The following is a 15,530-nucleotide window of genomic DNA, read 5'->3' on the forward strand; positions in this document are numbered from 1 at the left end:
CTTGTATGGGCAGATACAACTGTACTGTCCTCATTTAAGAAGCCATATTCCAAGATGGATTGGATACATGCATTACATGTACAAGAGAGAAAGAATGAAGCAAGCCAAATATATTCGGCCTGCTACATTCAGAGCGGGGTTACCGCGAGTGGTTTGGGGCAGGAAACTCCATAGGAGTGCTGTAATTTCATTCCTGCTAGACAGCGAGAGTAGTTATATCTTATGACATTTCTACTCACCTTAGCGATTTACGCTAAGGAACGGTCAGTACGACGCTTGTCGCACTACATCATACCGCCCATGCCACCCATACCACCCATGCCGCCCATATCAGGCATTGCAGGAGCTGAATCTTGTGGCTTGTCTGTGATCATCGCTTCGGTTGTGATCATAAGACCAGCAACTGATGCTGCGAACTGAAGTGCGCTGCGAGTTACCTTAGTTGGATCTAGGATACCCATTGCGATCATGTCGCCGTACTCACCCGTAGCCGCGTTGTAACCGTAGTTACCTTCGCCAGCGCGAACGTTGTTAGCAACAACAGACTCTTCATCACCTGCATTCTTAGTGATTTGACGGATAGGCGCTTCCATTGCACGTAGTGCAACACGGATACCTACGTTTTGCTCTTCGTTGTCGCCTTCAAGGCCAGCAACTTTAGAAGCAGCGCGGATAAGTGCAACACCACCACCAGCAACCACACCTTCTTCAACGGCAGCGCGAGTTGCGTGAAGTGCATCTTCAACGCGGTCTTTCTTCTCTTTCATTTCAACTTCAGTCGCAGCGCCCACTTTGATTACTGCAACACCGCCAGCTAGTTTCGCTACGCGCTCTTGAAGTTTCTCTTTGTCGTAGTCAGACGTTGCATCTTCGATTTGTTGACGGATTTGAGAAACGCGACCTTGGATCATCACTTCATCACCCGCACCATCGATGATAGTCGAGTTTTCTTTAGTGATAGTAATACGCTTAGCTTGACCTAGGTCTTCTAGCGTTACTTTCTCAAGGTCTAGGCCAATCTCTTCAGAGATAACAGTACCACCCGTTAGGATAGCGATATCTTGAAGCATAGACTTACGACGGTCACCGAAACCAGGTGCTTTAACAGCCGCCACTTTAACGATACCACGCATGTTGTTCACAACTAGAGTTGCAAGCGCTTCGCCTTCTACATCTTCAGCGATGATAAGAAGTGGACGAGATGCCTTAGCAACGGCTTCTAGAGTCGGAAGAAGTTCACGGATGTTCGAAACTTTCTTGTCGATAAGAAGGATGAATGGGCTTTCTAGATCAACTGAACCCGCTTCTTGGTTGTTGATGAAGTAAGGAGATAGGTAGCCACGGTCGAACTGCATACCTTCCACTACGTCTAGCTCGTCTTGTAGAGCCTGACCTTCTTCAACTGTGATTACGCCATCACGACCTACTTTTTCCATCGCTTCAGCAATGATGTTACCTACTGTCGCGTCAGAGTTCGCAGAGATAGTACCTACTTGAGCGATAGCTTTCGTATCAGAACATGGAACAGAAAGGCCTTTAAGCTCTTCAACTGCAGCGATAACCGCTTTGTCGATACCGCGCTTAAGATCCATTGGGTTCATGCCAGCTGCAACCGCTTTTAGGCCTTCAGTGATGGTAGCTTGAGCAAGAACGGTTGCTGTAGTAGTACCGTCGCCCGCCGCGTCATTCGCTTGCGAAGCCACTTCTTTAACCATTTGTGCGCCCATGTTTTGGAACTTGTCTTCAAGTTCGATTTCACGTGCAACAGAAACACCATCTTTAGTGATCGTTGGTGCGCCAAATGATTTGTCTAGAACAACGTTGCGGCCTTTAGGACCTAGCGTTACTTTTACCGCGTCAGCCAGAACATTTACACCTTCTAGCATTTTAATACGTGCGTCGTTACCAAATTTAACGTCTTTAGCAGCCATCTTTATTTCCTTTAAATTCTTTATTCAGTCAGTTCAGGTTTATGGGTCGGATTACTCAACGATCGCCATGATGTCGTTTTCAGACATGATCAGAACTTCTTTGCCGTCGATTTTTTCAGACTTAGTGCCGTAGCCTTCAGCGAAGATAACAGTGTCGCCAACTTTAACGTCCAATGGTTGTACTGAACCGTTTTCTAGGATGCGGCCTTTGCCAACAGCTAGAATTGTACCGCGAGTTGATTTTTCAGCGGCAGAGCCAGTTAGAACGATGCCACCAGCAGATTTAGATTCAACTTCTTGGCGCTCAACGATAACTCGGTCGTGTAGAGGACGGATATTCATCGGTCAGATCTCCTGATAATTTCCATTTAATTTGATAGTTGCCACGATTGGCATGGGGTTAAAGAGTATGTTGGGGCGATGTGAAAGATCCCAAGGGGTGAAAGGGAAAAATTGTGATCGAAAGAGCAGATACGAGTAAACGGGATGCGAGATACGAAAAGCAAAAACACCCCTGCGAGTAATCCGGTGTAACTGTCAGGGATAAAACAAAAGAAGACTGCATATCTTTTCTCCGCTTTTAGCTCTTCGATACTCGCTTACTCGAATCTCTCATCTGCTTTTAGCTTTTCTTTCTTTCCAAGCCACATCTGTTTATCCTACGCTTTTGGTTTCTATCGGCGTTTTACATGCAAGATAAGCACGGGCTATTAACCGCCCCAATTGAGAGTACATTACGTACCATGACCATACCGACCATATTCGGTATGGTGGCGATCTTGATGTTTAACCTCGTCGATACCTTCTTTATCTCACTACTCGGCACGCAAGCCCTTGCAGCGGTGAGCTTCACCTTCCCTATCACCTTTGCGATTAACTGCATCACCATGGGGATCGGCATTGGCTTGTCGACGTGTATCGGAAGATTACTTGGCCAAGGCTGTGCGCAAAATGCCGCTCGCTTTACTTGCCACGGCTTATTGCTTGCGGTGCTTCTTGTTGGCTTTGCATCAACTCTGGGGCTTGTAACCCTAGAGCCCATGTTTAACTTATTGGGCGCAGAACCAGAGTTACTGCCACTTATATCTGAATACATGACAGTCTGGTATTTAGCCATTCCACTACTTGTTATTCCAATGGCAGGTAACAGCGCAATACGAGCGAGCGGCGATACCAAAACACCCGCCAAGATCATGATGCTGGCGGGCCTTATTAACGGCATCCTCGATCCGCTGCTTATCTTTGGTTACGGACCTTTCCCTGAGCTCGGGATTCAAGGCGCCGCCATTGCCAGTGGATTCAGTTGGTTTGGTGCATTGTGCGGCTCACTGTACGTGTTAACCATGCGAGAGAAGCTGCTTGCTCCACCCAAGCTAAAAACCATCATCAATGACTGGAAACAGATCTTAACTATCGGTACACCCGCAGCTCTTTCCAATGCCCTCAATCCACTTGCAGGGGCTATTATCATGATGATGTTAGCCAAACAAGGAACCGAAGCCGTCGCGGCTTATGGCGCTGCTCAGCGTATTGAATCGATTCTGATCATTGTGTTGATGTCTCTGACCTCTGCCCTCACGCCTTTCATGGCGCAGAACTTTGGCGCAAATAATCCTCAACGCAGTTTTAAGGCACTGTTTCTCAGTATGCGTTTTGCGGTGATGTTCCAAGGTTTGATTTTCTTAATGATGGTGCCACTGAGCATTCCTTTGGCCGCCCTGTTCTCTCAAGAAGAATCCGTGCGAGGCATCTTGTGGCATTACTTGTTAGTCGTCCCGTTTAGCTACGGATTCCAAGGCATTGTGATGATGCTGATCAGCGCGATGAATGCCATGCACCAACCGCTCAAAGCCTTCCAATGGAGCTTCATGCGCCTGTTTGTCTTTACCTTGCCATTCGCTTGGATAGGCAGCCAAATCGATGGTGTCGAAGGGCTGTTTATTGGTTTAGCTTTGGGGAACATCATGGGTGGTATTTCGGGGTATTGCTTTGCACTTCGTGTTAGGGGTAAAGCAGATACGGGATGCGAGTAACAGAGATGCGAAAAGATATAAGAGCAGATGAGAGATTCGGGTAACCGGGATGAGAAAAGATGTAAGAGCAGTTAAGAGATTCGAAGAGCTTGAGAGCAGAAAAAGACTAAAAAAAGGAAGATGACATGGAAGACACCACTTACAAAATGCTTTATGACGCGCCGATTGGCAAGATGATCATTGTGAGTAATGGTGTGTCGCTTATTGAAATTGACCATGTAAATCATGAAGAGCTAATGATTAGCAATCCAGATGACCTGTGCCAGTTGGCAATGAGACAGTTAGATGAGTACTTTGCCGGAAAACGTACAAGCTTTGATTTACCTTTAATGCCACAAGGCACTGCCTTTCAAAAAGCTGCTTGGCAGGCTTTAACAACCATTCCTTATGGAGAAACCATCAGCTACGGCGAGCAAGCAAAAAGAATGGATAACCCGAAAGCCGTAAGAGCGGTCGGTGGTGCGAACGGTAAAAACCCGTTTAGCATTGTTGTCCCCTGCCATCGAGTGATTGGAGCGAACGGTACATTAACGGGCTACACCGGCGGTATGAACCGCAAAGAGTGGTTGTTGGCTTTTGAGCGTTCGGTTGTAGATAGAACGCAATAAGCCTTACCTCGCTAGATCAATAATATAAAGTTTCACCATCAAGAAGCGCCATTATCACCAGACAACATATAGTCTATATTTAAAATTTCATACAAAGAGGTGATGGTAATGTCCACTGATACGATTGAATCTTATGAAGATCGAAAGCGTAGAGATGGAGCTATAGCGCTAATGAAACTATTATCGTTTTCTATTGATGATAAAAAACATGGCCGAGTCAATTCAGGTACTCAGATTCGAGATAAACTGGCAAAACGTAAACAATCGGTTCAAGAATCAACATCACCGTTACGCTGATAATAATACGTTCGGTTACTTTAGTTTAATCCCATAAGTGTCAATATGGGCAAGTAACTCGCTTGATGTAATTCTATGCTTAACGAGCAAGTCAACCTTGAATGGAAGCGACGACTGTTCTAAACGATCTTGCAAGCCTGCGACGACACTTAACGAAATACCGTGCCCCTCGATAACAATATCGATGTCGGAGTTATCTTTATAAGTTCCAAGGGCTCTAGAACCGAATACCCAGGCATGAATGACTGAGACATGGTTCAAAACAATATCCTCAATCAGCTGATACTGATGAGGCTTAAGGCCGACAGAGTCTGGTTTAACCAAATAACTATCGATCACATTTAACCTCTTGTTCGCATTGACCCTCCTGATCACATTTAAGCTTTAAATAGAGTGTGACTTGCCCTATCACTGGTGAAAATGACTCTAAGATCAGTGACTGAGCTTCAAGGACATTTTCCTCATCATAGGTGTGGGACAATAAATTTCGTTTTATGAGTGCTTCAAGCATGATCTCACACTGCTCCGAAGATAGGTGCTTAGCTTCTAAGGCTGTACGAAAAACGCTCCTCGGCGAAGCCACATCAAACCCTTCAAACTCAAGTAAGTCTTTAAGGGTCTTCCATGTCAGTTCGAAAGAAAATTCAAAAGTTTGTACTAACCCAGCGAGCTCTAACTCATTGTAGCTATCTTGTGAGCACGCTCTCTCAAGCCTTTGCTGCGCTTTCATTAAGTTTTGCAGTCGTTGCTTCCAACGGTCTGGGTTTGAGTTCATATAAACAGCCTAGAGATAAGGTAAAAGATAAGTATAGTATGAGCCTTAAGCTACCTAATCATTCAAGCAATGTCACTCTTTCGATATTCATCAAGGCCGTTCTTTTCGTCTTTTATTTAAGGTCGTGCCCTTCTGTTCTCCCCTGCATATTTTTCTCACCCAATTCCTGCCCTTAAAGCTCTTCGAATCCCGTTTACTCGCATCCCGCATCAGCTTTAAGCTCTTCGCATCTCGCTTACTCGTATCTCACATCTATAAAAAAGCCCGCACTTTGAAGTGCGGGCTTTCAAAATCGTTAAAGCTCAACGTGAACCGCTGAGCTAAACCATTACTTAACTACTTGCTACTTAACGATCACGTCACCTGACATCTCAGCTGGGATTGCGATACCAGATAGAGAAAGCATTGTTGGTGCTAGGTCAGACAGTTTACCGCCTTCTTTGAACTCAACGTCTTTGCTGCCTACGTAGATAAGTGGCACTGGTAGGTTAGTGTGCGCCGTGTGGATGCCACCCGTTTCTGGGTTTACCATCATTTCCGCGTTACCGTGGTCTGCGGTGATAAGCAGTTGGCCATCGGCTTCATTGATTGCTTCAACTACTTTACCCAGACATTCGTCTAGCGACTCTACCGCTTTAACCGCTGCATCGTAAACGCCAGTGTGGCCAACCATGTCACAGTTAGGGAAGTTACAAACGATAGCGTCGTATTTGCCGCCTTTGATTGCAGCAACTAACTTTTCAGTAAGCTCTGGTGCGCTCATTTCTGGCTGTAGGTCGTACGTTGCTACTTTTGGAGAAGCAACAAGCTGACGCTCTTCGCCTTCAAACTCGTCTTCTTTGCCGCCGTTGAAGAAGAACGTCACGTGCGCGTATTTCTCTGTTTCAGAGATACGTAGCTGCGTTTTGCCTTCTTTCGATAGCCATTCACCGTAGGTGTTCTCTAGAGAAGCCGGTGGGAATGCACATAGCAGTGGGATGTCGGCTGCGTATTGAGTCAGCATCACGAAATCGATCGCTGGGAATACGTTACGAGCAAAACCGTCGAAATCAGGAACGAATGCACGTGTAATTTCACGAGCACGGTCAGCACGGTAGTTCATGAAGATAACCGCATCGCCATCTACGATAGCGGCAGACTCTTCGCCTTCTGCTTTGATTTCAGTCGCTTTCACGAACTCATCGTTTTCGTCACGAGCGTAAGCCGCTTCTAGGCCAGCAACCGCCGTATCGAATGTGAATTCTGCTTTTGCTTGAGTAAGCAGGTCGTAAGATTCTTGAACGCGATCCCAGTTGTTATCACGGTCCATTGCGTAGTAACGACCAATAAGAGAAGCCACACGGCCTTTACCTAGCTTAGCGAATAGTTCTTGGAAGCGTGCAAGTGTGTTTTCTGCGCTACGTGGCGGCGTATCACGGCCATCTAGGAATGCGTGTAGGTAGATTTTCTCTGCGCCACGCTCTGCTGCCATTTCAACAGCTGCGTAGATGTGATCTTCATGAGAGTGAACGCCACCTGGAGACATAAGGCCCATGATGTGAACCGCTTTCTCAGCTTTCACCGCTTTATCGATAGCGTTAACCAGCGTTTCAGTTTGGCCGAACTCGCCGTCTGAAATTGACTTAGTGATACGAGTAAGATCTTGGTATACCACGCGACCCGCGCCGATGTTGGTGTGACCCACTTCAGAGTTACCCATTTGGCCGTCAGGTAGGCCTACATCTAAGCCAGAAGCCGAGATTAGCGTGTTAGGTTGGTTAGCAATAAGACCGTCTAATACTGGTGTTTTAGCGTTCGCGATAGCGTTGTCTTGGTTGTCTTCACGGTAACCGTAACCGTCAAGGATCACTAGAGCCATTGGCTTCTTAGCTGACATAGGACTGACCTCGTTCAATTCAAAATAAATCGGTATAAAAACAAATTAGCGTAATTTTACTACAGTTTACAGTCAAAACTGTAGTGGAAGATCAAGAAAGGGCGCAGGTAGGATGATCGAATGTGAAAAAAAGCGTCATTTTGTGTTTTAAGACTTCGATACAGCATTAAAAATCAGACTATGCAAAATATTGTACAGAGCATTCTTTGGCAACATTAAATTACATACTAAAACCCAATATCACACTCAAAAAACAGCGAACAAAACATACTCAACTGAGTGTACATATTGATAGTTTTAACGTAAGATACACGCAAATAAAATTATCATAAAAACTGGCTAGAGTTCATTATGTTATTAGAGCTATCATTTGTTGGCTTCTTCTCCTTTTCCTCACTCTTTTTGATGAGAAAAGTAGCAAAATCCATTGGCTTAGTGGATAAACCGAATGAGAGAAAGTTACACACTGGTGCGATCCCATTGGTAGGTGGTATAGCGATCAGCTTAACCATTGGCCAATTCATCGTTACCCATCCAGACGTCATCCCGCATAGCCCACTCTTTTTAGCTTCTGTTATTGCGCTTATTATTATCGGGGCGCTTGATGACAAATTCGACATTAGCTTCAAAATACGACTGGTGGTGCAAGCAATTCTCTCCATTTGCATGATGCATTTTGCCGATATCCGACTCGAAAACATTGGTAACCTATTTGGGACCGGAGAACTGCATTTAGGTTTTCTTAGTCCCGTTGTCACAATACTCGCAGTGATTGGCGCGATTAACGCGTTCAATATGGTCGACGGCATTGATGGATTGTTAGGTGGGCTTGCTATTGTCACTTTTGGCGGTATCGCCGTTTTACTTCAAGTCGACAGCCAACACGGCTTAGCTTACTTGTGTGCTGTATTTATTGCCGCGACTATTCCCTATATCTTAATGAATCTCGGTATTCTGGGGCGAGAACGTAGAGTTTTCATGGGTGATGCTGGCAGTATGATGATTGGCTTTACTGTGATTTGGTTACTGCTGGGCGCAAGCCAAGCTCCATCAGAGGCCATGATGCGACCAATTACTGCACTGTGGTTAATTGCAGTTCCGCTGATGGACATGGCTGCCATTATGTTCAGACGCGTACGACGCGGTGACTCCCCTTTCAAGCCCGACAGAGAACACCTACACCACATCTTCCAGCGTCTTGGTTTTACATCACGACAGACGCTCGCCATCATTTGTTTGATCGCAAGTGCCTTTGCAGGGTTCGGTATCTACGGAGAGTTCCTAGAAATTGCAGAATCGACCATGTTCATCCTGTTTATGCTTTGTTTTGCTTCTTACACCGTCGCCATGAGCTATGTTTGGCGTATCACTACCTGGATTAGAAGTTGGCGTAACCTTCCAGAAAAAGTCTACTAGTGATTAGAAGTGTATTAATGGCTTAGGTTTTCAAAGATTAAGCAAAACGTAAAAAGGGCCCAACCTCATATTGAGATTGGGCCCTTTTGCTCATTATAACTTGGGTTATGGCAACCTGAAAACTGAACGGGCTAATCAATAACAACAGACAGCGATAAATGAAACAGGCGATAAGGGAAGCTAACTACCACTGCTATAAACATGAGAATGTTGGTATTTCTTCACTCCCATCATCTTATAATACTGCAGCTTCCTCAGATTGCTTTTCCTCTAACTTCTTCCACTTTCTAACGATTTTCGCCATTTTAAACGAATGCGTCATCGCGTAAGTGTGGCATAAGAAACACGCCACAATGGTGTAGAACATAACGTATTCTGGCACTTCAAAGTATTCACCTAATAAACCCAAGGTGGAATAAATCAATTGTACCGAACAAATCACCACTAAAGACTCACGCGGCGTGAAACCAATGCGTTGCATAATGTGGTGAAAATGCTCTCTGTCGGGTTTGAATGGCGAGTGTCCTTTACGAATCCGACGGATCATAATGGCCATCATATCAATCAAAGGCACTGCGATTAACCATAAGGCGGTTACAGGGCGAATGATATAAGGCCCCTCTTCAGACTGCGTCCCACCAATTAGTACCCAGATAACAATGAAGCCGATCATCATGCTACCGGCATCGCCCATAAACACTTTACGCAGCTTGCCAAAATACCCTAAATTGAACAGCACAAAGGGCAATAAGATCACCACCATCAAGGCCATAAAAAAGGCATAAAACTCGAGGTCATAAGCGAAGAACACCACACCCAATGATGCAAACACCACCATGCTTAAACCGCCCAGTAGCCCATCAATACCATCAACCATATTAAAGGCATTAATCGCAGCAATTACCGCGATCACCGTAATCGCGCTGTCAAGCATCACAGGGAAATCCAGCACACCCAAGCCGAACACATCACCAACATGAGAGAGGGTTAATCCAGAATAATGCATGACGATCACAGCTAAGATGGCTTGCACGCCCATTCGGAGCTTAAAACTAATGTCAAAACGATCGTCGGCCACCCCAATTAATACCAGCACCGTTAAGCACATCGCTGCTATTTCTACATTCTTGAACTCATCCGCATTCACGTAAAGGAAGTACAACACAGTGATGCAGAGAGAGATCCCGCCCACAAGAGGAACCACCCCTTCATGATGCTTTCTAGCATTAGGTTTATCAACCAAACCAATGGCGTAGCCCACTTTACGCATACAGTACAACACAGCAAGGGCAAGAAAGAAGAACATAGAAAGTTCGATAAGGTAATCAAACAGAGACATTGATATAAGCCCTTTTGGGGTGGTTATTATTCTTATTAACTGACGAATAAATAAAATATTGCGAGTGAAACAGAGACACCGAAGAAAAGTGCCTCAAACTAATCAGAATGAGGCACTAGTAACATCAAAGATGCTGTATATGGATAGAGGGAAATAGAATTCGATTGATTTCTATATTTGGGCTTTAGAGAGCCCTATTGCGGTTTACTTATTGTAAAACTCGCGGTACCACTGAATAAACTCAGCAACACCTTCTTTTACTGTTACCTTCGGTGTATAGCCCGTAGCTGCAAACAAGTCTTGTGTGTCGGCATAGGTTTGGTAAACGTCACCAGGTTGCATTTCTCTGAAGTTTTTCTTCGCTTCAATGCCTAGTTCGTCTTCAATCGCCTTTACAAAATCCATCAAGCTGATTGGCGAACCGTGGCCAATATTATAAACGGCATAAGGCGCAGAACTGGTCGCAGGGGAACCTGCTTCGACCGTCCAGTCGTTATCACGCGTTGGCACCACATCAGCGATACGTACCACCCCTTCAACAATGTCGTTCACGTGAGTAAAATCACGCCACATATCGCCATTGTTGTTGATATCAATAGTATCGCCATCAAGAATCTTCTTAGTGAAGATAAAAGGTGCCATATCCGGGCGTCCCCATGAACCATACACGGTAAAGAATCGCAGGCCTGTGGTTGGAATGTCGTATAGGTGAGAGTAGCTGTGCGCCATCAGCTCATTCGACTTCTTAGTCGCCGCATACAATGAAACGGGGTGGTCGACCGAATCTGACGTTGCGAATGGTGTTTTAGCATTCAACCCATAGACAGAGCTAGAAGAGGCATAAACCAAGTGCTTCACTTTATTGTGACGACACCCTTCAAGAATATTCAAATGACCGACTAAGTTCGAATCTGCGTAGGCATGTGGATTTTCAATAGAGTAGCGAACCCCAGCCTGTGCGGCCAAGTGGATCACTTGATCAAATTGCTCCGCTTCAAACAAGTTAGCAACACCATCACGATCGGCGATATCCAAATGAACCAATTTGAAGTCGACATGTTGGATGCGACCCAAGCGTGCTTCTTTCAATGCAACATCATAGTAGTCATTCAGGTTATCGACACCGACAACCTGGTGGCCTTTCGCTGTTAATTGCTCGACTACGGCACTACCGATAAAACCCGCCGCACCCGTTACCAAATATTTCACTTTTTCTTCCTTAATCTGAGCCGAATAGATCGCGCGTATACACTTTGTCTTTCACATCCGCCAACTCTTGAGCCATGCGGTTTGAGACAATCACATCACAGCTTGACTTGAATTGCTCAAAATCCGTTAATACTAATGAGCGGAAGAACTCTTTTTCTTTAAGCTCTGGTTCAAACACCACTACTTCAATACCTTTTGCTTTCAAGCGTTTCATAATACCTTGGATGCTTGAAGCTCGGAAATTATCAGAGCCAGACTTCATCACTAAGCGGTAAATACCAACGCGTCTTGGGTTTCTTTTAATAATAGAGTCGGCAATAAAATCTTTACGTGTAGTATTAGAATCGACAATCGCGCCAATAATATTATTTGGAACATCAGAGTAGTTAGCGCGCAGTTGCTTAGTATCTTTTGGCAAACAGTAGCCACCGTAACCAAATGAAGGGTTGTTGTAGTGCGAACCAATACGAGGGTCTAAGCTAACGCCATCGATAATTTGACGTGTATCTAACCCGTGAGATTCGGCATAAGTGTCTAACTCATTAAAGTAAGCAACACGAAGCGCCAAGTAAGTGTTAGAGAACAACTTTACTGCTTCGGCTTCGGTTGAATCGGTGTATAGGATTTCAACGTCTTTCTTAACCGCGCCTTCTAACAAAAGGTTCGCAAAAACTTTTGCACGTTCAGAGCGCTCACCGACTACAATGCGAGACGGATGCAGGTTATCGTATAACGCTTTGCCTTCACGCAGGAACTCAGGAGAGAAGATGATGTTTTCACATTCAAGTTCCTCTTTAATACGCGCGGTATAACCCACAGGAACGGTAGATTTAATCACCATCACTGCATTGGGGTTAATCGCCATCACATCTTTAATGACCGCTTCAACGGAAGAGGTATTAAAGTAGTTCGTCTCTACGTCATAATCAGTAGGGGTAGCAATAACCACATAATCGGCATTTAAATACGCCAACTCTTTATCGATCGTCGCAGTGAAGTTTAATGGCTTGTTCGCCAAGAAATCTTCAATTTCAGCATCGACGATTGGAGATAATTTATCGTTCAGTAATCTTACTTTTTCTTCGATAATATCGACGGCTACAACTTCATGATGCTGTGATAGTAGCATCGCATTTGATAAGCCTACATAGCCTGTACCGGCAATTGCAATTTTCATTTTAACCTAACCATAATTTTCAAATACCATAACCGAGCCATCTATATAAAACTCATACCTGTACTCATTCAACAAACATCAGATAAAGGCTAGGAAATGATTACTAACATCGCTAATTCATCTTAATTTTTCATATGCTATTTTTTTAATGAACGATGGCGAAATACGCAACATTACAAGTTTGCACACATGAATATAATTAGATAATGAATAACAACCTAATTTTTCAAAAGCATACATCCTCGAATTAAAATCATTTAGCGCTTTCTTAAACCCGCGTCTAGAATGAAATTCATTATTTATCCTAAAATAAAGGAGAGGTTTATTAATGTTAGAAAATATAACATTACAAGAAAGCATATCAACCCATAAATAATAATCTTGCGTGTTAGAAAGCTCAGATTTATAACGTAATTTATGTTCCCTTAATGTATTCAGCCTAATCATTACGCTGGGATGGTTAAAAGGACAACGCTTAATTATGTTTTTCTCTAATGAAAGGTGATCTGATTTCATCTTCTTGTAAAAAATGTGGTTGTTTTGCTCATCAATTTCAATAACGTCAGAACCAACAACTCCTACATCATTATGAGTATTCAAATAGTCAACCTGGCATTTAAACCTTTCTTTTAAAGCTATATCGTCGGCATCCATACGAGCTAACAAAGAAAAAGAGCTATCGTTAATTACATTTTCAATTGTATCATTCAACCTTTGAGCAAGACCTAAATTTTCAGCATGGAAATAAATCTCGACGTTACTATTTTTTATGTATGAAAGTAAAAGCTCCTTTAGGTCTTCTGCAACAGGTCCATCAACTTGAATGAAGAGAACAAAGTTTTGATAAGTTTGTTCAAGAATACTGTCAATTGCTTGTTTTACGAAATTAGTCGAGTCAGAACGATATACTGACATCGCGATAGCTATCTTATCCATATAATCTAACTATCCCAATAACAATTCGCGTATATTACGCTTATCAAAACCATTTACGTGTAAATACCCACATAAGTTCAATAATTCAAGCATTGCTCTATTTCTAACTGAATTAGCGACAAACCCTTTATTCAAAATAACTTCATATACATCTCGATCCACAAACTCTTCTATATGTAAAATTAAATCATCCATATTAATATCAAAAAACAAGTCGATCCCTCTCTTGTCTTGATTCCAAGATAGTTCATCGGAAAGCATTTTTCTCAAACAAATTTTGTTTTTTAATTCAGAAAAATTATATTTTTCACTTGAAGGCAAGTTAAAACAAAAATTTGACAAGTCTTCATCTATCCAAGGATAAAATATATTAGAATCTAAAGAATCAATAGCAGCCTTAGTTTTTCCTATCATACATTGATGATCATGGAATTTACCTCGAGAGAATGATCTAAAGTCAATAAACTCTTCATCTGTACTCCGTGGAATGCTAGAAAAGTAAGAGTTAATATCTAGAGCTTTATCAAAAGGATAAAAACAAGATAAAGCAGATAGGTCTCCTTGTGCTTCAGCGGGCGATCTTAAATACCATCTAAGCCAACTTAAACTATTAGGAATAGCTTTCCAAAAATTTAATTTTGACAATTTGAATGCACTAAACTGTGATTTAGATGGTAGGTAACCTAAATGTTCATCGTTTCCAAGACCATCTATAAACTGACATGCGCTTGCTGATATCTTATTTTGTAACAAAAAGTGTTGTATACCGAAGACAAAAAAGATGAACCCTTGGTCTAACACAGGGTTATTCATAGAAGAGCAAGCCTCTAAAAAAGTTTTTTTATTAAATGATGCGAAGATTTGTTCAACATCCACAAAATATGGCGTATGCCCTAACTCTATAGCTTTTTCACTAACAAAACTTCGTAATTCATAATCATCTTTTCTAAGCAAAGTTAGAGTTTTGCACTTAATACCCATTTTAGAAAGAGCTAGAGCAATGCTTAAAGAATCTTTACCGTCGCTTAGTAATAGAATGGTTTCTTTTTCTATATCGATAGATTTTTTGATGGCTGTTATCATTTTATCCATCAATAATTCAGGGTCGCTATTAACAGTATTCTTCTGGTTAATTTCAGAAAAAGGATATAAAGCAAAGTCGTTGAGACCCAACTCTGAATAAGTTGCCTTATCTCTATTCTTTAAGTTGGGAGGACATATCATATGCTTTGCATAAGTATGAATTTCTTCGACAGAAAATTGACTAAATTTATTTATCATATATTTGCATCCACTGATTTACAACATTATCGATCGAATAATGATCGATAATATCTTTTCTAGCTCTTTCTATAGTTGAATCTAGATTTAAATTTTTAAATTCAAGCATACATTCTCCAAATTTATCACTATCATTTTGCTCAATAATTGGATAATAATCTTTTACAAATTCAGTAACACCTTTGAAGTTAGTTACAACCATAGGTTTTCTTGCAATCATCGCTTCACAAATAGCTAATGGCATACCTTCAAAAACTGACGTCATTAAATATAGATTGCTAACACTCAAATACTTATATACATCATCGACAACTCCTAAAAATACAACATAATCAGATATGCCAAGTTTATGAGATAAATCTTTTAATTCATGTTCATCAGGTCCTCCCCCCATAATTATTAATCTATACGATCGTTCTCTTTCAACTACATATTTAAAAGCTTCAAGCATCATAGGGTAATTTTTCTGGGCATCTAGTCGACCAACAGCACAACATACATAATTAGATTCATGAAGCCCTATTTCATTTAAAATTTTCTCTCTCTGATATATTGATAATTCCCTGTTACTTCTAATATAAAAACCATTGGGAATATAACTTGATTTTTCAGGTGAAAAAACACCTTTCCTGATATATCGGTCTACAGCAGA

Annotated in this window: 15 protein-coding genes; 4 read left to right on the top strand and 11 right to left on the bottom strand. The window is 42.4% G+C overall.

Annotated elements, in window-relative coordinates; genetic code table 11:
* Window positions 1-284 precede the first annotated feature (284 nt).
* Window positions 285-1,931, bottom strand: a complete 1,647-nt coding sequence (gene groL, locus A142_RS22735; protein WP_019822025.1) for a chaperonin GroEL — start codon at window positions 1,929-1,931, stop codon at window positions 285-287.
* Window positions 1,932-1,982: 51 nt separating this feature from the next.
* Window positions 1,983-2,273, bottom strand: a complete 291-nt coding sequence (locus tag A142_RS22740; protein ID WP_017061289.1) for a co-chaperone GroES — start codon at window positions 2,271-2,273, stop codon at window positions 1,983-1,985.
* A 347-nt stretch (window positions 2,274-2,620) separates the two neighbouring features.
* Here A142_RS22740 and A142_RS22745 point away from each other — a divergent pair, with 347 nt between their 5' ends.
* The 3 genes from A142_RS22745 (at window position 2,621) to A142_RS22755 (ending at window position 4,869) form a co-directional block, all read left to right on the top strand.
* On the top strand, window positions 2,621-3,964 hold the full coding sequence (locus A142_RS22745) for an MATE family efflux transporter (protein ID WP_019822026.1): 1,344 nt from the start codon (window positions 2,621-2,623) through the stop codon (window positions 3,962-3,964).
* Window positions 3,965-4,089: 125 nt separating this feature from the next.
* Window positions 4,090-4,572 (top strand): methylated-DNA--[protein]-cysteine S-methyltransferase, encoded by a 483-nt coding sequence (locus A142_RS22750; RefSeq protein WP_019822027.1) that lies wholly within the window; start codon window positions 4,090-4,092, stop codon window positions 4,570-4,572.
* 108 nt (window positions 4,573-4,680) lie between these two features.
* Window positions 4,681-4,869, top strand: coding sequence for a hypothetical protein (locus A142_RS22755; RefSeq protein WP_017071100.1), 189 nt, complete (start codon window positions 4,681-4,683; stop codon window positions 4,867-4,869).
* A 15-nt stretch (window positions 4,870-4,884) separates the two neighbouring features.
* On the opposite strand, the gene A142_RS22760 is transcribed toward A142_RS22755, so the two are convergent.
* The 3 genes from A142_RS22760 to gpmM form a co-directional block, all read right to left on the bottom strand.
* Window positions 4,885-5,208, bottom strand: a complete 324-nt coding sequence (locus A142_RS22760; RefSeq protein WP_019822029.1) for a nucleotidyltransferase family protein — start codon at window positions 5,206-5,208, stop codon at window positions 4,885-4,887.
* Window positions 5,198-5,644 carry an HI0074 family nucleotidyltransferase substrate-binding subunit gene (locus A142_RS22765; protein WP_017093683.1) on the bottom strand — a complete coding sequence of 149 codons (447 nt, stop codon included), beginning with the start codon at window positions 5,642-5,644 and terminating at the stop codon, window positions 5,198-5,200. The genes A142_RS22760 and A142_RS22765 overlap by 11 nt, the downstream gene beginning before the upstream one ends.
* A 343-nt stretch (window positions 5,645-5,987) precedes the next feature.
* Window positions 5,988-7,520, bottom strand: a complete 1,533-nt coding sequence (gene gpmM / locus A142_RS22770; RefSeq protein WP_019822032.1) for a 2,3-bisphosphoglycerate-independent phosphoglycerate mutase — start codon at window positions 7,518-7,520, stop codon at window positions 5,988-5,990.
* A 351-nt stretch (window positions 7,521-7,871) separates the two neighbouring features.
* Between gpmM and wecA (A142_RS22775) the strand changes: the two genes are divergently transcribed.
* The gene (wecA, locus tag A142_RS22775; RefSeq protein ID WP_019822035.1) at window positions 7,872-8,936 is read left to right on the top strand and encodes a UDP-N-acetylglucosamine--undecaprenyl-phosphate N-acetylglucosaminephosphotransferase; all 1,065 of its coding nucleotides are present in this window, start codon (window positions 7,872-7,874) and stop codon (window positions 8,934-8,936) included.
* 235 nt (window positions 8,937-9,171) lie between these two features.
* Here the strand turns inward: wecA (A142_RS22775) and wecA (A142_RS22780) are convergent, their stop codons facing one another.
* From wecA (A142_RS22780) to A142_RS22805, 6 genes are all read right to left on the bottom strand, one after another.
* Complete coding sequence (wecA, locus tag A142_RS22780) at window positions 9,172-10,275, bottom strand: UDP-N-acetylglucosamine--undecaprenyl-phosphate N-acetylglucosaminephosphotransferase (RefSeq protein WP_019822036.1); 1,104 nt, start codon at window positions 10,273-10,275, stop codon at window positions 9,172-9,174.
* Between the two features lie 204 nt (window positions 10,276-10,479).
* Window positions 10,480-11,484 carry an NAD-dependent epimerase gene (locus A142_RS22785; protein WP_019822038.1) on the bottom strand — a complete coding sequence of 335 codons (1,005 nt, stop codon included), beginning with the start codon at window positions 11,482-11,484 and terminating at the stop codon, window positions 10,480-10,482.
* 10 nt (window positions 11,485-11,494) lie between these two features.
* Complete coding sequence (locus tag A142_RS22790; RefSeq protein WP_019822040.1) at window positions 11,495-12,661, bottom strand: nucleotide sugar dehydrogenase; 1,167 nt, start codon at window positions 12,659-12,661, stop codon at window positions 11,495-11,497.
* 117 nt (window positions 12,662-12,778) lie between these two features.
* Complete coding sequence (locus A142_RS22795) at window positions 12,779-13,597, bottom strand: glycosyltransferase (RefSeq protein WP_019822042.1); 819 nt, start codon at window positions 13,595-13,597, stop codon at window positions 12,779-12,781.
* A gap of 9 nt (window positions 13,598-13,606) precedes the next feature.
* Complete coding sequence (locus tag A142_RS22800; RefSeq protein ID WP_019822044.1) at window positions 13,607-14,878, bottom strand: hypothetical protein; 1,272 nt, start codon at window positions 14,876-14,878, stop codon at window positions 13,607-13,609.
* A partial coding sequence (locus A142_RS22805; protein WP_019822046.1) for a glycosyltransferase occupies window positions 14,868-15,530 on the bottom strand: 663 nt, incomplete at its 5' end. The genes A142_RS22805 and A142_RS22800, both read right to left, overlap by 11 nt.

Source organism: Vibrio splendidus 12E03 (assembly GCF_000272105.2).
GTDB lineage: Bacteria > Pseudomonadota > Gammaproteobacteria > Enterobacterales > Vibrionaceae > Vibrio > Vibrio splendidus_I.